The sequence below is a fragment of the [Mannheimia] succiniciproducens MBEL55E genome, from assembly GCF_000007745.1.
Classification (GTDB): domain Bacteria; phylum Pseudomonadota; class Gammaproteobacteria; order Enterobacterales; family Pasteurellaceae; genus Basfia; species Basfia succiniciproducens.
Genome location: NC_006300.1, coordinates 1657176 through 1678969 on the forward strand (window position 1 = coordinate 1657176; position 21794 = coordinate 1678969).

The 21794-nt window shown below is 43.3% G+C and carries 18 protein-coding genes; all 18 read right to left on the reverse strand.

The annotated features are described in order from the left end of the window. Positions 1-64: 64 nt before the first annotated feature. The gene (gene murC, locus MS_RS07605; RefSeq protein WP_011200834.1) at positions 65-1507 is read right to left on the reverse strand and encodes a UDP-N-acetylmuramate--L-alanine ligase; all 1443 of its coding nucleotides are present in this window, start codon (positions 1505-1507) and stop codon (positions 65-67) included. 18 nt (positions 1508-1525) lie between these two features. Next, positions 1526-2593: an undecaprenyldiphospho-muramoylpentapeptide beta-N-acetylglucosaminyltransferase gene (murG, locus tag MS_RS07610; protein ID WP_011200835.1), complete on the reverse strand. Its 1068-nt coding sequence runs from the start codon at positions 2591-2593 to the stop codon at positions 1526-1528. Between the two features lie 9 nt (positions 2594-2602). Further along, complete coding sequence (gene ftsW / locus MS_RS07615; protein ID WP_011200836.1) at positions 2603-3793, reverse strand: putative lipid II flippase FtsW; 1191 nt, start codon at positions 3791-3793, stop codon at positions 2603-2605. A gap of 24 nt (positions 3794-3817) precedes the next feature. Next, complete coding sequence (murD, locus tag MS_RS07620) at positions 3818-5137, reverse strand: UDP-N-acetylmuramoyl-L-alanine--D-glutamate ligase (RefSeq protein WP_011200837.1); 1320 nt, start codon at positions 5135-5137, stop codon at positions 3818-3820. 29 nt (positions 5138-5166) lie between these two features. Beyond that, on the reverse strand, positions 5167-6249 hold the full coding sequence (mraY, locus tag MS_RS07625; protein WP_011200838.1) for a phospho-N-acetylmuramoyl-pentapeptide-transferase: 1083 nt from the start codon (positions 6247-6249) through the stop codon (positions 5167-5169). Then, positions 6243-7628, reverse strand: coding sequence for a UDP-N-acetylmuramoyl-tripeptide--D-alanyl-D-alanine ligase (gene murF, locus MS_RS07630; RefSeq protein ID WP_011200839.1), 1386 nt, complete (start codon positions 7626-7628; stop codon positions 6243-6245). The genes mraY and murF overlap by 7 nt, the downstream gene beginning before the upstream one ends. Positions 7629-7688: 60 nt before the next feature. Then, complete coding sequence (murE, locus tag MS_RS07635) at positions 7689-9155, reverse strand: UDP-N-acetylmuramoyl-L-alanyl-D-glutamate--2,6-diaminopimelate ligase (protein WP_011200840.1); 1467 nt, start codon at positions 9153-9155, stop codon at positions 7689-7691. A gap of 24 nt (positions 9156-9179) precedes the next feature. Beyond that, a complete protein-coding gene (gene ftsI, locus MS_RS07640) occupies positions 9180-11036 on the reverse strand; it encodes a peptidoglycan glycosyltransferase FtsI (RefSeq protein WP_011200841.1) in 1857 nt (618 codons plus the stop codon). A gap of 9 nt (positions 11037-11045) precedes the next feature. Then, entirely contained in the window at positions 11046-11366 is a 321-nt protein-coding gene (gene ftsL / locus MS_RS07645) for a cell division protein FtsL (RefSeq protein ID WP_011200842.1), read from the reverse strand. Continuing rightward, the gene (rsmH, locus tag MS_RS07650; protein ID WP_011200843.1) at positions 11366-12334 is read right to left on the reverse strand and encodes a 16S rRNA (cytosine(1402)-N(4))-methyltransferase RsmH; all 969 of its coding nucleotides are present in this window, start codon (positions 12332-12334) and stop codon (positions 11366-11368) included. The genes ftsL and rsmH overlap by 1 nt, the downstream gene beginning before the upstream one ends. Before the next feature lie 123 nt (positions 12335-12457). Continuing rightward, positions 12458-12916: a division/cell wall cluster transcriptional repressor MraZ gene (gene mraZ, locus MS_RS07655; protein ID WP_011200844.1), complete on the reverse strand. Its 459-nt coding sequence runs from the start codon at positions 12914-12916 to the stop codon at positions 12458-12460. 222 nt (positions 12917-13138) lie between these two features. Further along, complete coding sequence (locus tag MS_RS07660) at positions 13139-14641, reverse strand: carbon starvation CstA family protein (RefSeq protein ID WP_011200845.1); 1503 nt, start codon at positions 14639-14641, stop codon at positions 13139-13141. A gap of 118 nt (positions 14642-14759) precedes the next feature. Continuing rightward, entirely contained in the window at positions 14760-14939 is a 180-nt protein-coding gene (locus MS_RS07665; RefSeq protein ID WP_041639906.1) for a DUF5363 domain-containing protein, read from the reverse strand. Positions 14940-15049: 110 nt separating this feature from the next. Next, a complete protein-coding gene (locus MS_RS07670) occupies positions 15050-16843 on the reverse strand; it encodes a GNAT family N-acetyltransferase (RefSeq protein WP_011200847.1) in 1794 nt (597 codons plus the stop codon). Next, the gene (gene ybeY, locus MS_RS07675) at positions 16843-17310 is read right to left on the reverse strand and encodes an rRNA maturation RNase YbeY (RefSeq protein ID WP_041639908.1); all 468 of its coding nucleotides are present in this window, start codon (positions 17308-17310) and stop codon (positions 16843-16845) included. The genes MS_RS07670 and ybeY overlap by 1 nt, the downstream gene beginning before the upstream one ends. A 22-nt stretch (positions 17311-17332) precedes the next feature. Further along, positions 17333-17956, reverse strand: coding sequence for a LysE family translocator (locus MS_RS07680; RefSeq protein ID WP_011200849.1), 624 nt, complete (start codon positions 17954-17956; stop codon positions 17333-17335). A 40-nt stretch (positions 17957-17996) separates the two neighbouring features. After that, positions 17997-19100, reverse strand: coding sequence for a PhoH family protein (locus MS_RS07685; RefSeq protein ID WP_011200850.1), 1104 nt, complete (start codon positions 19098-19100; stop codon positions 17997-17999). 361 nt (positions 19101-19461) lie between these two features. Next, a complete protein-coding gene (gshAB, locus tag MS_RS07690; protein WP_041639912.1) occupies positions 19462-21735 on the reverse strand; it encodes a bifunctional glutamate--cysteine ligase GshA/glutathione synthetase GshB in 2274 nt (757 codons plus the stop codon). Positions 21736-21794 lie beyond the last annotated feature (59 nt).

The window sequence follows — 21794 nt, forward strand, 5'->3', positions numbered from 1 at the left end:
CCTTGGCTCTATTATCTACCCTTTCCGACCGTAAAAGTGCGGTCAAAAAAACCGAAATTTTAAATTATGCTTTTGTCCAAAGCTCGACCAGCTGACGGGACAATTTGCTGACGTTACCCGCACCTTGTGCAAGTACCAAATCGCCGTCTTGCAAAACTCTGTCCATTATTTCAGGCAATTCGGCGGTATCCGTAACCAAAATAGGATCTACCTGACCTAAATTACGAATCGAACGGCATAAAGAACGACTGTCCGCACCGGCAATCGGTGATTCGCCGGCAGGATAAACGTCTAACATAATCAGTAGATCAACTTGCGACAGAACCCTTACGAAATCGTCGAATAAATCACGGGTACGGCTATAGCGATGAGGTTGGAAAATCATAACGATACGCTTATTTTCCCAGCCTTTACGTGCTGCCTGAATAGTTACGTTTACTTCAGTCGGGTGATGCCCGTAATCGTCAACCAGCATCACTTTGCCGTTAGGTCGGATAAATGACCCCAATTGATCAAAACGGCGTCCTGCTCCCTGGAAGTCCGCTAATGCGGCAAGAATCGCTTCATTTTCAATACCTTCTTCTTTGGCAACGGCTAACGCAGCGGTAGCGTTCAAGGCATTATGTTTGCCGGGTACGTTAAGTAACACATCAATCCGTTCGCCGGCTGGTGTAATCACGCTGTAATGCCCCTGAAAGCCGGTTTGTTCATAATTTTCAATGCGATAATCGGCTTCTTCACTAAAACCATAGGTAATAACCGGGCGACCGACTTGAGGAATCAGCTCCAACAATACCGGATCATCGGCACACATCACTGATAAACCGTAGAAAGGCAAATTATGTAAAAAATTCACATAAGTGCGTTTCATCTCATCAAAATCGCCGTGATAAGTATCCATATGATCCGGTTCGATATTGGTTACTACGGAAACCATTGGCTGTAAATGCAGGAATGAAGCGTCGCTTTCATCCGCTTCGGCAATCAAATAACGACTGCAGCCTAAATGAGCATTTGTCCCCGCCGATTTAACCAAACCACCGTTGACAAATGTCGGATCAAGCCCGGCTTGTGCATAAATCATTGAAATCATTGCAGTTGTTGTCGTTTTTCCGTGAGTGCCGGCAACCGCAATACCATGACGAAAACGCATAATCTCAGCTAACATTTGCGCCCGTTGAATAACCGGGATACGTTTTTCATGAGCCGCCACTACTTCGACGTTATCCGCTTTAATAGCACTGGAAACCACCACAACGCTTGCATTATCCACATTTGACGCCGCGTGAGAAAAATGAATTTTCGCTCCTAAAGAAATTAAGCGATTTGTAACCGCACTTTCGGCAATATCAGAACCGGTTACCGCATATCCTTCATTTAATAAAACTTCGGCAATACCGCCCATACCGGCACCGCCAATTCCAACAAAATGAATTTGATGTACGCGACGCATACCCGGAATCATATTCCGGACACGTTGTTGAAATTCTTTTTTAGCATTAATCATTATTTATATCTCTATTTTTTAATTTGCATTTTCAATGATTACTTCAGCCACCCGTTGCGCGGCAAAAGGCGCCGACATTTGTTTCGCTTTAATTGCCATCGCTAATAATTGTTCACGATCTAAATTAGTTAACAAATCCACTAATACGTCGGCGTTTAATTCTGCTTGTTGCACGATTTTTGCCGCACCCACATCCGCTAAATATTTCGCATTTAAATATTGTTGCTGATCCTTATGCCGGAACGGAACAAAAATCGCCGGCGTACCCACGGCGGCAAGTTCGCACACCGTTAATGCACCCGAACGACAAATGACAATATCCGCCCAAGCATAGGCTTCCGCCATATTATCAATAAATTCGGTGATTTTTACATCCGCACTTAACGCACCTTTTTCTTCATAAAGTGCGGTGATTTTTTCTACGGAACCGGCACCGACCTGATGACGGATTTCTAACTTATCAGTCAATCGAGCAGCCATTTCCGGCACGGTTAAATTTAATACTCGGGCACCTTGACTGCCTCCCACCACCAATACGCGAAGTTTCCCTGTACGCTCGGCAAAACGCTGTTCGGGATCCGGCATGGAAAATAAATCCTGCCGAACCGGATTACCCACCACTTCGGCATTCGGAAACGCCGTCGGAAAAGCCTGCAAAACACGTTTCGCAATTTTTGACAGCCAAACATTGGTTAACCCCGCCACCGCATTTTGCTCGTGCAAAATAACGGGTACGCCGCAAAGTTTTGCCGCTACGCCGCCCGGACCGGAAACATATCCGCCCATACCGAGTACCGCATCGGGTTTTTGCCGTAAAATAATCTTGCGTGCCTGCATTATAGCACGACAAATAGCAAAAGGTGCGCCCAATAACGCCTTGATACCTTTACCGCGCAACCCCGAAATTTGGATAAACTCAATAGGAATACCGTGTTTTGGCACTAACTGGGCTTCCATTCTATCCTTAGTCCCCAGCCAGCAAATATCCCAACCCTGTTTTTGTAAATATTGAGCAACTGCAATTGCCGGAAAAACATGACCGCCCGTACCGCCGGCCATCACTAACAATTTTTTTCGTTGTGCCACGTAATATCCTTAATCATCTTTTAATCGAGCATGCCCGCCGCGCATAAGGCGGTTTTCATGATCAATCCGTAATAGAATTGCGATACTTATCGCCATAATAACCAAACTTGAGCCACCGTAACTCACCAGCGGAAAGGTTAACCCTTTTGTAGGCAATAAGCCTAAAGACATCCCCAGGTTAACGAAGCCCTGGAAGAAAATCCAAAAACTGATACCAAAAGCAAAGAAACCTTTAAAACGCTGCTCAAGCTGTAATGATTCGCGCCCGATTTTCATAGCGCGGAAAACTAATAAGGCCAATAAAATAATCATAACGGTTATGCCGGCAAAACCGAATTCTTCGCCCACTACCGCCATAACAAAGTCCGTATGGGCTTCAGGCAAATATTCCAATTTCTGAATTGAATTGCCCAAACCCTCGCCGGTAAATTCACCGCGACCAAATGCCATTAAAGAATTCGATAACTGAAAGCCTGTGCCGTAAGGGTCTTTGAACGGGTCCATAAACCCCGTAATACGTTTCATCCGATATGCCGAGGATAGTACCAACACCACGAAAAGAAATCCGCCTGTTGCCGCCAATACCAAGAATTGCATGATATGTGCGCCGACTACAAACAACAGACCAAAGGTAATCACAAAGAGTACAACCGTACTCCCTAGGTCGGGTTGAAGAATTAGAAACGTGCCGAGGAACCCCATCACAATTAAAGGTTTTGCCGCACTTAGTTTTCTACTGCGGACTTCATCGTAACGACGGGTAAAATAACCGGATAAGAAACAGATTAGTGCTAATTTGGCAAACTCCGCGGGCTGAAAATTGAATAAAACCATCGGAATCCAGCGTCTTGCTCCGTTTACCGATTTACCAATGCCCGGGATAAGTACCAAAATAAGTAAAATTAATGCGAGAATAAACACACGTTTGTGCCATGATTCCCAGTTTGCCATCGGTACTTTAATAAAATAATAACAAATACCCATGGAAAGAATAACATACATGGCATCACGCTTAGCAAAATAAAAAGGGTCATCAAACAAACGAGTGCCCACGGGAATTGAAGCGGACGTGACCATGACAAATCCGATAAACAATAAAATGATAAATAACCACAACAAAGATCGGTCATATAATAAATTAGTCGGTGTTAATGTAGTCCAGCGCTGATAACCGGCTTTAATTTTACTAAAAATATACATTCAAAAACCTAGATAACTTCTACTTTATTGAGCAACGCTCAGCTTTGCTAAACGGGTGAATTCCTCACCGCGTTTTTCAAAAGAGGCAAACTGATCCAAACTTGCGCAAGCCGGCGATAACAGTACCATATCACCTGGTTTTAAGGTCGGACGCAATGTTTCAATGGCTTGTTCCATCGTGTTAAATAATTGACTTTGCGATGATAATTTTGCCAAATGCGCACCGTCCTGACCGAAGCAATAACAAAAAATCTCAGGCTTGTTAATTAATTTTTCCAATTCCGAAAAATCGGCGCCTTTGCCGTCACCGCCCAATAATAAATGTAATTTGCCTTCGATATGCAAGCCGGTAAGCGCCGCTACCGTGCTTCCCACATTTGTCGCTTTGGAATCATTAACCCAACGTACGCCGTTTGCCATATGAGCAAGCTGAAAACGATGTGCTAAGCCCGGAAAGGTACGAAGTGCGGTCAAAATTCCCGAATTTTTAATCCCCGCCGCTTGCGCCAAGGCAATGGCTGCCAGCGCATTCATGTGGTTATGACGACCGGTTAATTTTATTTCATCACAAGCTAAAATCAGCTTGTCTTTTGCCATCAGATATTTTTTACCGTTTTCCGTTTTCAGCCAATAATCCGCATTATTTTCGGCAAAACTGACTTGCTGCTGCGCACTTTGTTTATCGTCTTCTTTCGTTAACGGATCTTCGCCGTTAATAACAGCAGTTTGGCAATGATGATAAATATTGAGCTTAGCTTGGCGATATTCTTCTAAATCGGCATAACGGTTCATGTGATCTTCAGTTACATTTAATACGGTCGCCGCCGTTGCCTTTAAGCTATAAGTCGTTTCTAATTGGAAACTGGAAAGCTCCAGCACGTAAAGATCATGATTTTCATTAAGCAGAGATAATGCCGGAATACCGATATTGCCGCCCATGCCGACACTTAACCCTGCGGCTTTGCCCATTTCAGTTACTAACGCGGTAACCGTACTTTTTCCGTTCGAGCCGGTAATGGCAATAACGGGTTTAGCGGCTTCGCGACAAAACAATTCGATATCGCCGACCACTTCTACGCCGGCAGAAAGTGCGGTCTGAATTTCGGCAGTTTTTACCGAAAGCCCCGGGCTGATTACAATCATATCGCTTTCAAGCAACCATTGCTGATTGAGGCTCCCTGTATGCAAAGGAATGGATTTATCCAATTGTTCCGCACCGGCCGGGATTTTACGCGTATCAATTACGCGAACATTCGCTTTTTTCGCCGTTAAAAAATCAACACAAGATAATCCTGTTTTACCTAAACCGATAACAGTGATGTTTTTGCCTTGATAATCTGTCATTTTATACCTGCCTTCTCAGCTCCGACGGATTAACGCAATTTCAGCGTTACCAATCCAAACAATACGAGCATTAATGAAATAATCCAAAAACGGATAATTACCCGCGGCTCCGGCCAGCCTTTTAATTCATAATGATGATGAATCGGCGCCATGCGGAAAATCCGTTTTTTGCGTAATTTATAAGAACCGACCTGTAAAATAACAGAGACGGTTTCCATTACAAATACGCCGCCCATGATGACCAATAAAAATTCCTGACGGACTAATACGGCAATCGTACCCAATGCACCGCCTAAAGCAAGGGAACCCACATCGCCCATAAATACCTGCGCGGGATAAGTGTTAAACCATAAAAAACCCAAACCTGCACCGACAATGGCGGTACAGAAAATCACCAACTCGGAGGTGTATTTGATGTAAGGAATATAAAGATATTTGGAAATTTCTACGTTACCGGTCGCCCAGGCAATAATCGCAAAAGCGCCTGCAACAAACACTGTAGGCATAATGGCTAAACCGTCTAAACCGTCGGTTAAATTCACCGCATTACTGGTCCCCACGATTACAAAATAAGCTAAAACCACATAAAACAGACCGAGCTGCGGCATTATTTCTTTAAAAAACGGCACCACTAAACGGGTGGCGTCAGTATCCTTGCCTAACGCATACATGCCGAAAATGGCAATTAACGATACCAGTGACAACCAAAAATATTTCCAGCGAGCGATTAAACCGTCCGTATTTTTGTATTTGATTTTTCGGTAATCATCCACAAAACCGATAGCACCGTAACCGAGTAACACAAATAAACTAAACCAGATATAAGGATTAGATAAATCGCCCCACAATAATGTGCTGACGGTAATAGTCGCCAAAATCATAAGACCGCCCATCGTCGGCGTGCCGCGTTTTTGAAAATGGCTTTCCGGCCCGTCGTTACGCACTTCCTGACCGAACTTAAAAATCTGCAAACGACGGATCATTTTCGGACCAATCCATAATGACAACAAGAGCGCCGTCAATAATGCCAGCACGGAACGAAATGTCAGATACGAAACAACATTAAAACCCGAGTAATATTGCTCTAAAAATTTAGCAAACCAAACTAACATAAGAAGCGATCCTTCAATGAATTAATAACGTCTTCCATTTTCATAGAACGAGATCCTTTCGCTAATAACACAATATCTTCATTTTCTTTCAATTGATGACTGATTATTTCTTTAAGACTGGCGATTAACGCCTCTTTATTAGAGAAATGTACGCCGCCGCAAGCTTTGGAAACCACCGCGCTTTCGCTGCCATAAGTCACCACCAGGTCTAAATTGGCCGCTTTGGCGAAATCCGCTACTTCCTGATGACAACTTATAGTTTCATCGCCTAATTCCGCCATATCGCCGAAAGCAAAAATACGGAACGCTTCACGATAGTCAGACAGCACGCTGATTGCCGATTTTACCGAAGCAACATTAGCGTTATAAGTATCATCCAATAATAATAAATTAGTTGACAATTGAATCGGGAACAAGCGCCCTTTCACGTGTGACGGGTTTTCCAAGCCTCGCTTTATGTCTTCTAAACTTGCCCCTACATTCATTGCCAGAGCGCTTGCCGCCACCGCATTGGCAACATTGTGTTTGCCCAGGTAAGGCAACTCGATTTTAATGGCGCCTTTCGGCGTATTTAAAGTAAAGCGAGAACCGTATTCCGAAAGCATAATCTTTTCCGCATAATAATCGGCACCCACATGATCATAAGCAAAGGACTCAAATTCGCGGTCGTTTATATCTCCGCCCCAATAATGCGCATAATTGCTGTCAAGGTTGAGAATCGCCACACCGTCCGGCGTTAAACCGCTGTAAATTTCACCTTTAGCCTGCGCAACCCCTTCAACACTGCCAAAACCTTCCAAATGTGCAGCGGAAACATTGTTCACTAACGCGACATCAGGCATAGTCAAATGCGCGGTATAAGCAATTTCTCCGGCATGATTTGCACCTAATTCAATAACCGCATATTCGTGTTTTTCCGTTAAACGCAATAATGTGAGCGGCACACCGATATCATTATTAAAATTGCCTTCGGTAAATAAAACCGCCTCATCATCACCGGCGGTTCGCTGCAAAATTGCCGCCGTCATTTCTTTTACGGTGGTTTTGCCGCAAGAACCGGTAATCGCCACCGTTAAAGGTTCAAGTTCCCTTCTTAGCCATGCCGCTAAACGTCCTAACGCTAAACGGGTATCTTTCACCACAAGTTGCGGTACATCTATTTCGCAAGGATGATCCACCACAACCGCCGTGCAGCCTTGTGCGACGGCTTCGGCCAAATAATTATGACCATCGAACTTTTCCCCTTTTAAAGCAAAAAATAAACCGTTCGGCATTTTCCGGCGCGTATCCGTACTCACGCTTTCAATAGTAAGCGTTTCCTCACCGATTAATTTAGCTTTTAGAATTTGTGCAATTTTTTTTACGTTTAATTTAATCATATTATTCTTCTTATTTGTAAAGGAAAGTTAATTAAAAGTGCGGTCAAAATTTGTGAAATTTTAACCTAAATATTTTTTCACCGCTTCCTGGTCGGAAAAATGATGTTTGGTGTGACCAATAATCTGATAATCCTCGTGCCCCTTGCCCGCGATTAAAATTACATCATTTTCGACCGCACTTTGAACGGCGGTTCTAATTGCTTGCTCGCGATCATATACAATGTTGACCGATTCCGGCCGTTTAAACCCGGCAACAATGTCTTGCACGATTTGATGACGGTCTTCCGTACGGGGATTATCATCCGTCACAATCACATAATCAGCAAAACGTTCGGCAACTTGTGCCATTAAAGGACGTTTGCCCCTATCTCTGTCACCACCGCAACCGAATACACACCACAACCGCCCGGTACAATGCGCTCGGGCGGCTTGCAACGCTTTTTCCAAAGCGTCGGGAGTATGGGCATAATCGACAATTACCGTCGGTTTATGGGCGGCATGAAGCATTTCCATTCGACCGCACACGCCGGTTAATTGCGAAACCGTTTTTAACAGCTCATCCAACGAATAACCTAATGACAACAAAGTTGCTAATACTAACATTAAATTGCTGACATTAAACGCACCAATTAAACGGCTGGTTAAAATAGCGCCACCCCAGCTTGAATTAAACGTAATGGTTGCGCCTTGGCTGTTAAACGAAACTGCGGTCACTTTTAGCCAATTTTCTTGTGTCGGCTGATAAGCCGGATTGCAGCTTACCGCAACAGCATCGGGCAATTCCCGTAACCATTGAACGCCAATTTCATCATCTGCATTGATAATTTTTTGTTGGCATGATAATTCGGAAAATAAGCGTTTTTTCGCCGACGCATAATTTTCCATACTGTGGTGATAATCAAGATGATCGCGACTTAAATTAGTAAAAATGCCCGCCGCAAAATGTAAGGCTTCTATGCGATGTTGAACCAGCCCGTGAGAAGATACTTCAATGGCGGCAAAATCAGCGCCTTGTTGAACAAAATCAGCTAAGGAAGATTGCACTTCAATGGCGGAACCGGTGGTATTCGCTGCGGGTTTCAGTGCGCCGAATAAGCCGTTGCCAATAGTTCCCATCACCGCCGGCTTTCGCCCTAAAAGTTGAGCCCATTGCGCCAACAGCTGTGAAACCGTGGTTTTGCCGTTGGTGCCGGTAACACCGACCAGAGTTAAATGTTGGGAAGGCGCTTTATAAAACTGATCGGCGATGTCGGATAAATGTTCCGATAAGTGATAATAAGAAATGACAGGAATTTGATTTTGTTCCGAAACCTGCAAATGCTCATCAGCGTTATCGCATTCCTTTAATACGGCTGACGCTCCTGCTGAAATAGCCTGGGGAATGAATTGACGTCCGTCAACGGAATGGCCTTTTATAGCAACGAAAAGACAGCCAGTCCTTACGGAACGGCTGTCCAGGGTCATCCGGTTCAGTTTAATAGCATCAAATCGGTCATCCCTGCCGAAAAGTGCGGTCAATTTTCGCATAATTTTTTATCTCTTCATTAATTATTAATTAGCCTGTTTTCGCATAGTTTCGCCATTCATTTTTTGACTTAATTTATTATTTAAACGAATAGTTCGCGCAGCCGTTTTATCTGTGGCAGGCACGCCATCCGGGGTAATATTATTCGCCCGCAAAGTATACCCCATAATGCTGGAAAATACAGGTGCGGAAACCGCGCCGCCGTAATATTGTCCGGCTTTCGGATCATTAATTAAGATAATCAGGGCAAAACGGGGATCGGAAACCGGCGCAATCCCTGCGGTATAAGCCATATATTTATCAACATAGCGTCCGTTTTCCAATTTTTTTGCCGTACCGGTTTTAATCGCCACACGATAACCGTCAACCAATGCGCGTTTATTTTTAATCGCTACTTTTTCCATCATATTCACCACATCGCGGGTAATTTTTTCGGAAAATACACGGTTGCCGATGACCGGCGGATCAACTTTAGTAATGGAGAGCGGGCGATAAATACCAAAGCTGCCCAATGTAATATAAGCGCGGGCAATTTGCAGCGGGGTTGCGTTAATACCATAACCGTAAGCGACGTTAGCTCGTTCGATATCGGACCAACGCTTGCGGTTTGCATTTAAGAACCCAGCCTGTTCGCCGCCTAAGCCTAAATCCGTCGCTTTTCCCAAGCCTGCATTCTGATAAGTTTCCATCAATGCGGAAGGCGGCATACGTAAGGCAAGACGGCTTACCCCGCGGTTTGATGAATTTTCTAAAATTTCATCTAAAGTTTGTTGATTACGCGGCGCAACGTCTTTGATTTCATGACCGTTTAACACCAACGGACCGGTATTAATAATTTCGTTACGACGTACCGCTCCTCGTTGCAATGCGGTTAACACAACAAAAGGTTTAATGGTCGAACCCGGTTCAAAGGTATCGGTCACCGCGCGGTTACGCATTAAATCTTCCGATACGCCGTTACGTTTGTTCGGATTATAAGAAGGCGCATTAACCATTGCCAATACTTCACCGGTACGGATATCCACCAAAACCGCAGTACCGGATTCCGCATTATTTTCCGCTACGGCTTTTTTGATTTCACGATAAACCATAGATTGTAGTTTTTCATCAATACTCAAAGTTACATCATGAGCGTCGTATTTTTTCACATCCGAAATATCTTCAACAATATTGCCATATTTATCTTTACGATAAGTTCGGGAACCCGATTTGCCGATTAATAATGAATTAAAACTTTTTTCAATACCCTCAATTCCGTTATTATCAATATCGGTAAAACCCAGCAAATGTGCGGTTTCTTCAGCACGAGGATAAAAACGACGGGAATCGCTTTTCAATACGACTCCGGTGATTCTCAATTTTTTCACATAATCCGCAACGCTGGGCGGAACCTGACGGGCAAAATATTCAAAGCGGGATCTTGGATTTTTTTCAATGCGTTTAACCAAATCTTTATAGGGTACGCCGATAGTATCCGCTAAAGCTTTCCAGCGGTCTTTATCCGCTAATGAGTTTTCATCTAAGACGAATTTCGGATCCGCCACAACCGAATGCATCGGTACGCTAACGGAGAGAAGTTGTCCGTTACGGTCTAAAATGGAACCGCGCACGGATTGAATTTCCTGAGTTCGGAGAGAACGTTTGTCGGCTTCATTGGTAAGCGTATCAACGTTAATAATCTGAATATAAGCCGCGCGCGCTACTAAAGCCAACAGGCAAACAATAATAAGACAGACGGCAACCTGAAAACGCCCGCTTAAAAAGCTCGTTTCATAAATGATTTTAGGTTTGTTCAGCTTCACTGCCGTATTCGGCATAATATTTTTCTTTACGCTTTTTTTCGGCTTGGCTGACGCTTTTCTGGATGTGTTAAATTTCACCATAATATTAAATTACTCTAAAATAACCACTTCATGTTCGCTATCTATGTGTTTCATACCCAATTTCACCGTTGCAATGGCTTCAATTCGGGTATTGTCACTTTGCGTCGTTTCTTCTAACTTCAAATTCAAATATTCGTTTTCTAAAGCTTGCTTTTCAAAAACCAGCTCGCCCTTTTCCGACGTTAAAGTACGGGTTTTATGAGTCACCCATACGGTGGTTACCGCAGTCATCACAATGGCAATTAAAAGCGCAACCACTAACTTATTTGCGGAAAAAAGATCATCGACGACAATGTTTTGTAATGGGTATCTTTCGCTGTTTTCTAACATTATCCGATTCTCTCCGCCACGCGTAATACGGCACTTCTGGAACGAGGATTAGCAAAAACCTCCGACTCTTTAGGCTGAATAGCTTTTCCAATCACTTTTAATGTCCGATTACGATTAATTTGATCTTCCCGCAACGGCAGTCCTTTGGGGATACTTTCACCTTTACTTTGTTTTCGCATAAAGTGTTTTACCATACGGTCTTCTAAAGAATGGAAACTAATGACAGACAAACGGCCTTCAGGCGCTAATACCGTCAAGGCGGAATGAAGCACGCTTTCCAGTTCGTCTAATTCCGAATTAATAAAAATACGAATGGCTTGAAAACTACGGGTTGCAGGATGTTTGTGTTTATCCTTGAAAGGCACGGCTTGCGCGATTAATTCAGCTAAAGGTAAAGTTCGGGTTAAAGGTTCCGTGCCGTTTTGTACCGCACTTTTATTATAGTTAACAATTGCATGAGCAATACGCTTGGCAAAGCGTTCTTCACCAAAGGTTTTCAGTACCCAAGCAAGATCCTCTTCCGTTACCTGCTGCAACCACTGCGCCGCAGATAAGCCTTTAGAAGTATCCATGCGCATATCTAAGGGGCCGTCCTTCATAAAACTGAAACCCCGTTCGGCATCATCAAGTTGGGGGGATGACACACCGAGATCCAATAAAATACCGTCAATTTTCCCAACCAAGCCTAATTTTTCACAAATGTAGGGAATTGCAGAAAAGCTATTATGTTCTATATGAAAGCGGGAATCTTGAATTTCTTCGGCTGCCGCAATGGCTCGAGGGTCTCGATCTATAGCAATAAGTCGACCGTTTTCGGTTAATTTAGAGAGGATCAAACGGGAATGACCGCCGCGGCCGAAAGTACCGTCGATATAAATACCTTTATCTTTCAAAGCCAAGCCATCCACCGCCTCATGCAATAGCACGGTGATATGTTCAGGTGATGAAAAGGTATTTTGTTCGCTCATAAACTAACCCAAATAAAGTAAATGAAAAGAAAAGAAATTTTTATAAGAGATAATGCGGTGTACTTATGTACACCGCCCTATCTTGCTAGTGCTGCTGTTCTTTTTTAAGAAAATAATTTTCTTTTATAATGACAGCATTTTTAATGCGTCCGAAGTAGCCAATTCGCCGCTAAGACCTAATTCCAGATCCCGCTCGATTTGTGCTTGCCATTCGGTTTCAGACCAAATTTCAAATTTATTTAACTGCCCGACCAGCATAATTGTTTTTTCTAATTTTGCGCGCTGGCGTAACGGGGCGCTTAATAAAATCCGACCTGCGCTATCTAATTCGCATTCCGTTGCATATCCGGACATCACTCGTTGAACACTGCGCTGCGCCGGATCGAAATTGGCTAACTGACAAAGTTTTTGCTCAATAATTTCCCATTCTTTTAACGGGTAAAGTAGTAAACAGGGCTGACGAATATCTACGGTACAAATTAACTGCCCCTGATTTTCAGCCAATAGCTCAGGACGATAACGGGTAGGAATCGCAATTCTTCCTTTCGTATCTAAATTTATTGCCTGAGCGCCACGAAACATAAGGTTTCCTTTTTAATTTATTAGGAATAATAAAGTTTTGACCGAAAAATCCAATTTTCTCCACAAAACTCCACTTTTCCCCACTTTTTTTATAAAGTGTATTATTTGTTTGACTAAGTTGCAAGCTGTTTTGAGGCATAATTTAGTAAAGGAAGGTAAAGATAAAAAAAACCGCACTTTATAAATCCTATAAAGTGCGGTCTAAAAAGACAGATTTTTTAATTAATCTTGTTCATCTGCAGAAATCGGTTTTAGCAACATGAAGAAAGCAATAACCGCTACCGCCGTTACCGCACCGCCTAACCATACGGAAAGTTGGTAATCCAAGCCGAAACCGATTGGTGCGTTGAGTAAGAATGTTGAACAAACCAGAGTCATAAACACCGCAGGAATCGTACATACCCAGTGGAATTTTTGATGACGGAATAAATATGCCGCCGCAGTCCATAACATTACCATTGCAGTGGTTTGGTTCGCCCAACCGAAATAACGCCATAAAACGGAGAAGTCAATGGTTGAAACCCAGAAGCCGATAGCGAATAACGGAAGTGCAATAGTCAAACGTTTAGTAAGATTACGTTGATCATATTTAAAGAAATCCGCAATTAATAAACGCGCAGCACGGAATGCCGTATCACCGGAAGTAATAGGTAATACCACCACGCCCAATACTGCTAAAATACCGCCAAACACGCCTAACATACCGATTGCGGCATCATAAACCACTTTAGACGGTGTACCGATTTGGATTGCTTCGGCAAGTCCAGCCTGATCGTTGTAGAAACTTAATCCCACCATACACCAGATTAATGCAATGATACCCTCACCGATCATTGCGCCGTAGAAAATGAAACGTCCTTCTCTTTCGTTCTCAGTACAACGCGCCATTAACGGAGATTGGGTTGCATGGAAACCGGAAATCGCACCACAGGCAATGGTAATGAACAGCAACGGCCAAATCGGCGCATTTTTCGGATGCATATTAGTGAAAAAATCCGCTAAGCTGATATCGCCGCCGAGTGTTCTGAAGAACGGAATGCCTTCAAAGAAAAGACCGAATAACATACCGCAGGTCATAAACAACAATAAGGCACCGAAGAACGGATAAATACGACCTATAATTTTATCAATTGGTACTAATGTGGCGATAATGTAATAAATGAAAATTACAGCAGTCCACATAATCAGAATATTGCCTTTTGCCGCACCCGCTTCATCATTTACGGCCGCCGCGCCGACAGAACCCGAATTCATTAAATCGCTGGTAATATTGGTTAACAGTGACGCTGGGCTTGCTACGAATACCACACCCACTAATAACAATAATAAAATAGCAATAATATTCATAAAATGTTTAGCCGGGCGACCTAAATATTTACCCGCTAAATACGGCACGTTCGCCCCGCCGTTACGAATACTCAACATACCGCTGAAATAATCGTGCACCGCACCGGCAAATACGCAACCGAATACGATCCAGAGCATCGCCACCGGCCCGTATAGCGCACCTAAAATCGGACCGAAAATCGGACCCGTACCGGCAATATTCAATAATTGGATTAACCAGATTTTTTTCTTGGTCATCGGCACGTAATCCACTCCGTCTCTTAAGGAATAAGCCGGCGTTTTACGATCAGGATTGATAACAAAGATTTTTTCGACAATTTTACCGTAGATAAAATAACCTAATAGCAAAATTGCCACACATAACAAGAACCACAACATAATAGTACCTATAAAAATGTAAGATAAAAACGCACGTATTGTACGTAAGCGGTGAGAATTGTAAACGAAATTTTAACTTTTTACGCAAACGGTTTACTAAATCGTGATAAGTTTCACATTATTTTTTATTTTTTGGTTCTTTTTTCAGCAGATTGCCATTTTCATCCGCCTTAATTTCTGGTACGCCGCAGCTGCGACAGGTAGCCTGATCATAACCAAAGTCTTTACAGAACCGATTATATTTTTCAATTACCCGCTTAAACCAACCGTTTTTTTCTTTTATGTTTTCATTTTTCATCAGGACTCTCCTTTTCAAGTAACTTGAGTAATCTTTTGACTTCCTGCCGGTATTGTTTCAACCAATATTTTTTACCCTTGGTCCGTTCAATCGTTCGGCTGTTAAACAGCTTATCCAACATGGGGGCTGGTATCTGCACCCAAACGGATGAATAAACGGTAAATCGCGCCTTGAGATGAATAAAAAGTGCGGTGATAATCGGCGAAATTTTCCAATATACCGAAATCCTGCCCGTTCAATTGCGTTATTTTTTCCGCTGATGATTTTTCTACCGATAATTTGTCATGTAAAGGATGAAAAGTAAATGCCAGATTACGCCGGAAATATTGCTGCGCCCGCTTGACCAAATCTTCGCCCGCCGCCGTTAAAGGACGCAATGCAATTGCCGAATAGCAACCGCTGGTCGCCTCTTTATATTCACCAATATTGACTAAAATAAAACCGCACTTTTGCCAAAAATGAGCCAGTTCTTCGTTATAACCGAAGCTTACGGAGAGAAAATCCGCCTGCGCGGTTTGCGCCAGTTTTTCCACTAATTGCAACCCTAAGCCACGCCCCTGCCAATCGGGTTGCACCGCAATGCGGGAAATGCGCAATGATTTCAGCGCACAAGCCTCGGGCAAATTACAGTTAAACGCCAGGCTTTGCGCCACCAGATTGCCTTTCGGACGACGTTCGCCCCGACAAATTGCCCGAATCAAGGCTTTATCGGAAAATCCGCCCTCCTCGAGCGCCCAAACTCCAGCCAGCAAATAGCACTCCCATTCGGCAATAAGAAAATGTTGTTTAACCGCATCAAACAAACGACGCAAATCTAATGGCGAAGTACGGTAATGAGCTAAAGTGAGTAAACCGTAAAAATCCGTAATATGTTCCACCAGTTCGTTTTGCGAAATTTGCCGGATTTTGACCGCACTTTTAATGCTGTAAGGCGGTTGAATAAGACGGTCTTCCGCCTCTAGCATGAGCAATTCCTCAATAAATTTTTCCAATTTATCATTTTCAGCCCAACGCAGAGGGCGGATAAGTTCAAACTGTTGAAAACTGCGGTGTAAATTAGGCAAAAACTTGAGCAGAAAGCCACGCCCGGTGCCTTCATAACTATGAATTGTCGTGCAACAAAGAATATGCTTAAAAGTTGAGGTGAGTTGAAATAACAACTCAAGCGGGATCATTGCCGCTTCATCAATCAGTAGCCAATCCTGCGAAAATTGCCGGGCATTTTGCCCAATCCGCCGGCAAAGTTCATCGGGCGCGATAAAGGTAATTTTTTCACCGGCAAAAAGTTGTAAAGTTTCGACCGCACTTTTATTGGGTGCGGTCAAATATACGTTAAACGGTTTCTTGTGATATTGCGCCGAATTGCGTAATTCCTTAGCCAGCAATCCCGCCAGAGCGGATTTTCCCCGCCCGCGTTTTGCTGTGAGGATAAAAATATCGGAATCCGCTTGCAGAATTTGTCTGATGATTTGTTGCTGTTCCGCCGTGGCTGTTGAAGCAATGTTTGTTTTTTGAGTGGAAACAGATTGGTTATTTTGAGCCTGAATACCGTTATCACAACCGTATACTTGTAATAACCGGTTAAAATGAGCGTAAAAATTCGGCGTTTCGACGGCTTGTTCCGCCCCCGACCATCGTAGGCTGTCCGGATCGACATGAGGGTTTTTATCCAGCCATAGCAGCAGCCTTCCGCCTGCCCGCAAAGTCCCGGCGGCAATTGCCAGCGCATCTAAATTTAATGAGGTTCTGCCGTCAAATAAAATTTGATCGAATTCCCGCCCCAATAAATTTTTTGCGTTGTGAAAGTTTTCGGGCGATAAAATAACCGCACTTTTCGCCATTTCATCAAAAAAGTGCGGTGGGTTTTCAGCGAAATAAAGTTCCAGACGTCGTTCGGCTAACATTATTCTTCATCGTACGAATAAGGATCTTCAAACCCCAATCCTGTCATAATTTCCGTTTCCAGGCTCTCCATTTCAACGGCTTCATCATCTTCAATATGATCATAACCCAGTAAATGCAGACTACCATGCACCACCATGTGCGCCCAATGCGCCGTTAAGGGTTTACCCTGCTCCTGCGCTTCCCGCTCCACCACTTGGCGGCAGATAACCAAATCGCCCAACAGCGGCAGTTCCACTTCTTCAGGGCATTCAAAAGGGAAAGACAACACATTTGTCGGGCGATCTTTACCGCGATAAGTAAAATTCAACTCATGACTTTCCGCCTCGTCAACAATACGGATCGTAATTTCAGGCTCAAAATGTTCCGCCCGAACGGCATTTGTCGCCCATAAAGTAAATTGTTCAAGTGTCGGAAGATTGCTTTGATCTTCACTGGCGATTTGGAGGTCGATTGTAACTGTTTTCATCATATTTACTTATTCTTAACAATTAGCTTGATATCACTTTAATTCCTAAACCAACCATAACAAAACCTAATATACGATCAATCCAATGTCCCGCTTTTTGAAATTGTTTATTTACTTTTGGAATTGAAAGCAGAAATGCAACACTGGCAAACCATACGAACTGCAAAAACATCATCCAAACGCCATAAATAGCCAATTGCCAAACAGGCATATTAGGAGAAAGCACAACGGTAAAGACAGAAACAAAATAAACCGGTGCTTTAGGATTTAAGACGTTACATAAAAAACCCTTCCATAAAGTTTTAAGCCGATTCTCTTGTTGAACTTCAACCTTTTCAATGATTTGCACTTGATTTTTAGCTCTGGCTTTTAATCCTTTATAACCAAGATAAATTAGATAAATACCGCCAATAATTTTAATTGTAGTCAATATCCAAGCAGCGGAAGCAATAACAACAGCCAAACCCAAAACAGAATATAAAATATGAACGCCTAAACCAAAAGCAACACCTAACGCACATATAATTCCAGCAGCGCGTCCTCTGCTCAACGTTTGTTGAGACACATAAATAAAATCAGGTCCTGGAGACATAGCCGCCAAAATATGAATCCCTGTAATAATTAAAAAACCATGCCAAAATTCCATAGTTAGTACCTCTTGATAATGATTTACAGCAAGGTGGATTTTAGTCTACTTTTAAATTTTCAGCAATCTCAGCTCGTTCGGCCCGGCGTTGTTCGGCTAATTTCCGCTTACGGATTTCATCTTCCGCCTCCCAGCTTTCATAAGCCTGAACGACTTTGGCAACCACCGGATGGCGGACAATATCTTTGCTGTCGAAATAGTTAAAGCTTAATTCTTCAACTTTTTCCAAAACTTCAATTGCGTGTTTTAAACCCGATTTCTGGCTACGCGGCAAATCCACTTGGGTTACGTCACCGGTAATAACCGCTTTGGAATTAAAGCCGATTCGGGTCAGGAACATTTTCATTTGCTCGACAGTTGTATTCTGGCTTTCATCAAGAATAATAAAACTATCGTTGAGTGTCCGCCCGCGCATATAAGCCAGCGGCGCAATTTCAATGACATTGCGTTCCATCAATTTTTCAACCCGTTCGAAACCAAGCATTTCATAAAGAGCGTCGTAAAGCGGGCGCAAATAAGGCTCGATCTTAGATCCCAGATCACCGGGCAGAAAACCGAGTTTCTCACCGGCTTCAACTGCAGGACGTGTTAATAAAATGCGGCGGACTTCCTGCCGCTCAAGGGCTTCAACCGCAGCGGCAACCGCCAGGAAAGTTTTTCCCGTGCCCGCAGGACCGATACCGAAACTGATATCATGAATTAAAATATTATGCAGATACTCAATTTGATTTTTACCCCGAGGTTTAATCAGCCCCCGTTTGGTTTTGATGGTTGTGGTATAAACCTTACTTTCGTCAGTATCCGCCTTTTCATCGGTTTGAGCAGGCTGCAACAGCATTCGGCTTTCCTGAATCGCCATATGCACGTCGGATAAATCCAGTTCTTTGATTTTTCCCCGTACAGGCGCGGTTTCCACGTACAAATCCTGAATTAATTTCACCGCACTTTTAATTAACGCTTCATGATGCGGCTTAGATTGTTTGTCTTTCGATTGGATAATAAAGGTAAAATTACGGCGGGCGATATCAAGGTTAAACTCGCTTTCAATGAGTTTGATATTGTCGTCATAAGCGCCGCAAAGGGATTGTAGGCGTGCGTTATCTTGCGGGGTGAGGGTAAATTCTTGTTTATATTGGGTTGTCAATGTTTGATCCTCGGATTACGTTCGTTTTCTTTGCACAAACCAAGAGAACGAACCAAAAGAAACACATCCCGGTTATATTGCTCCATCCTGTTTAGCGGCAAATTTTCTTCACGAAAAGTTTTCTGTCTGCGCTGCGCTCTCGTAGGTAAACCTTTCTAAAAACTTGCTCCGAAACAGGGCAACATATAGGGAAAGCATGGTGGCTATTGTAAAAAAGTGCGGCTAAAATTACCATAATTTTAAAAATATTTAAATTCCAACCGCACTTTCCCCTCTAAGTTGCCCGGATTTTCCGTAAACGGCAACTTACTCGGGGCATTTCTTTGGTTATTTTATTTGGGCAAGCAAAGAAAGTAATAAACTAGACTAATTCCGGAAACAACATCCCCAACACATTCAACGTCAATCTTCTTGATTTACCGGAATACGGAAAAATATGCATCATCATCATCGGATTAAAGTTTGCTTCAATTACGCCCCATGAGCTTAAATTCGGCTCCGCCGGTTTTTTCAAATCAGGGATAATTAAATCCACGCCGCACACCGCCGCCCCCATTGCCTTAGTAATGCCTACCGCTAAATCTTTATAGCTAGGGTGCATTTCATCGGTCATATCGATACTATCGCCGCCGGTACTGATATTCGAATTGGCCCGTAACTGTACGAGCTGATCTTTTGCCGGCACGGAATCTACCGTTAATCCCTGCTCTTTTAATTGAAGTTGTTCAATCTCACCTAAGGCGATTTTCTTCAGAGGCGTACGACTGCCGTCACCGCGCAACGGATGATCATTTTTCGCCGCCACAAGTTCCGCCACCGTATGGACACCATCGCCCATCACATTCGCCGGCACGCGCAATAATACCGCAAGGGTTTCGTTACCCAGTACGAAGAAACGGTATTCCGTACCCACCAGATAATCTTCCACCATCACTTCTTTGTCTTCACGGAACGCAATTTCAACGGCTTTGGCGAAATCCGCCTTGTCATGCACGCCTTGTTGAAAAATACTGATTCCCAAACCAAAGTTAGTGGATTTCGGCTTGATAACAACCGCTTTGCCTTCAAATAACGGATAGCTTGCCACCGCTTGCTCGACACTGGTAAATTCCAAACTCTGCGGCACATTGAACCCCGCTTTCGCCAGTACTTTTTTAGTGACAACTTTATTTTCCATAATTAACGGCGAAATATAACTGTCATGCGAGGTCATATTGCCGTTTTTCACGTATTCAAAATGATCACCGAATTGCAGGCGCAGGAACTGGTCGTTTTCATCAAGAATTTCCATATTTAAGCCTTTTTGAATGGCATCAAACATTAAAGCCTGAGTAGAAAGCTCCATGTTATCAAAGGCGGATAAAGCATAAAAACGCTCAAAAGCCTGAACTTTATTACGTTTTGCGATTTCCCCGCCCAATTGTTGATAACCGCCGGCCTGTTCAATGGCATCGACTAAACGGGCGCAAAGAGTTTGACCCGGATTGGCAAACTGGGCTAATTTTTCTTCGGCGAATTCCACCGCGCTTTGTTCCGCGCCTATAGCTTTCAGCATATCAATCAATTGATTAATAATCTGTTCGCCTTCATCACGATAAGCGGTTTCGCTGTGAGGGTCTTCAAACGCCACTTCGCCTAATCTGGCACGCCCTAACTCAACGGCATCTTGATCCGCCGTTTCCTCCAGCCAAATCATTAACAAAATAAAATGATGAATAAATTTTGCGTCCTTTAAATTAATGCCGTAAGCCTCAAAAGGGTTCAGATCAAACAAGCGGAATTCAAGATATTGAATCCCCGTATGCAAAAATTCGCGGGCTTTTTTCGCCCCGCGCAGGCGGACATTGGAATAAAATTCTTTTTCAGCGATTAATCTGCCGGAATTAACCCAATGTTCCAAGGTTTCCACATATTTTTCAATACTGTCAAAAGAAACGATAATATCCGGCGCATTCACATAACCGTATTTACTGGAACGCAAACTGCGCACATATTGATTGGGTTTTAACGGTGATCCGTCTTTGAAATAATTCGCCTCCACGGTTGGCGTAGCTGATAATAAATAAAGCGGTATCCATTGATAACGCAGGAAATTTTTTGCCATTTTCAAATATAAATTATTCTGAAAATCGACCGCACTTTTATAGTCCGTTTGTGCGTTAAACAGCGTTTCAACCAGTTTTGGATCCAATTGAAAATTATAATGAATGCCGCTTACCATTTGCTTGGCCTTGCCGTAAGAGGCAACCAAATGCTCGCGATAAGCCACATCCGCCGCATTATCCAATTGGGCGACCCGGATTTCCTGTTCCGGCGGCAATCCCGCGGGCATACTCATTGGGAAAATATATTCGTTTTCGTCGATAGTACGCAACGTCACTTCATGCAGGGCGGACAGCCAACGTAACGTATCTTCGATTTTTTTATTCGGCGGCGTAATTAATTCTAACTGGCTTTCGGCAAAATCTGTTTGAATATAAGGATGATAGGAACGGTTACCAAAGGCTTTCGGGTGTTCGCTGGTAACAATCGACCCGTCGGCATGTACGCGTTGGCTCTCTTTTTCAATGCCCACAGTACCTTGCCGGAAAAGTAAACCCAATCCCTTTTCTTTAACAATTTGTTGAATATTCATAAGATTTCCTTGATCAAACCGCATAAAATAATGATAAACAGAGGATATATAATGATAAA

Excerpts from the sequence above, each read along its gene's own strand:
- ftsI (WP_011200841.1), bottom strand. The coding sequence starts at position 11,036 with ATGGTGAAATTTAACACATCCAGAAAAGCGTCAGCCAAGCCGAAAAAA.
- murD (WP_011200837.1), bottom strand. The coding sequence starts at position 5,137 with ATGACAGATTATCAAGGCAAAAACATCACTGTTATCGGTTTAGGTAAA.
- murE (WP_011200840.1), bottom strand. The coding sequence starts at position 9,155 with ATGCGAAAATTGACCGCACTTTTCGGCAGGGATGACCGATTTGATGCT.
- MS_RS07660 (WP_011200845.1), bottom strand. The coding sequence starts at position 14,641 with ATGTTGTGGTTCTTGTTATGTGTGGCAATTTTGCTATTAGGTTATTTT.
- MS_RS07680 (WP_011200849.1), bottom strand. The coding sequence starts at position 17,956 with ATGGAATTTTGGCATGGTTTTTTAATTATTACAGGGATTCATATTTTG.
- ybeY (WP_041639908.1), bottom strand. The coding sequence starts at position 17,310 with ATGAAAACAGTTACAATCGACCTCCAAATCGCCAGTGAAGATCAAAGC.
- murC (WP_011200834.1), bottom strand. The coding sequence starts at position 1,507 with ATGATTAATGCTAAAAAAGAATTTCAACAACGTGTCCGGAATATGATT.
- ftsW (WP_011200836.1), bottom strand. The coding sequence starts at position 3,793 with ATGTATATTTTTAGTAAAATTAAAGCCGGTTATCAGCGCTGGACTACA.
- gshAB (WP_041639912.1), bottom strand. The coding sequence starts at position 21,735 with ATGAATATTCAACAAATTGTTAAAGAAAAGGGATTGGGTTTACTTTTC.
- murF (WP_011200839.1), bottom strand. The coding sequence starts at position 7,628 with ATGATTAAATTAAACGTAAAAAAAATTGCACAAATTCTAAAAGCTAAA.
- MS_RS07670 (WP_011200847.1), bottom strand. The coding sequence starts at position 16,843 with ATGTTAGCCGAACGACGTCTGGAACTTTATTTCGCTGAAAACCCACCG.
- mraZ (WP_011200844.1), bottom strand. The coding sequence starts at position 12,916 with ATGTTTCGTGGCGCTCAGGCAATAAATTTAGATACGAAAGGAAGAATT.
- mraY (WP_011200838.1), bottom strand. The coding sequence starts at position 6,249 with ATGTTAGTTTGGTTTGCTAAATTTTTAGAGCAATATTACTCGGGTTTT.
- MS_RS07665 (WP_041639906.1), bottom strand. The coding sequence starts at position 14,939 with ATGAAAAATGAAAACATAAAAGAAAAAAACGGTTGGTTTAAGCGGGTA.
- rsmH (WP_011200843.1), bottom strand. The coding sequence starts at position 12,334 with ATGAGCGAACAAAATACCTTTTCATCACCTGAACATATCACCGTGCTA.
- ftsL (WP_011200842.1), bottom strand. The coding sequence starts at position 11,366 with ATGTTAGAAAACAGCGAAAGATACCCATTACAAAACATTGTCGTCGAT.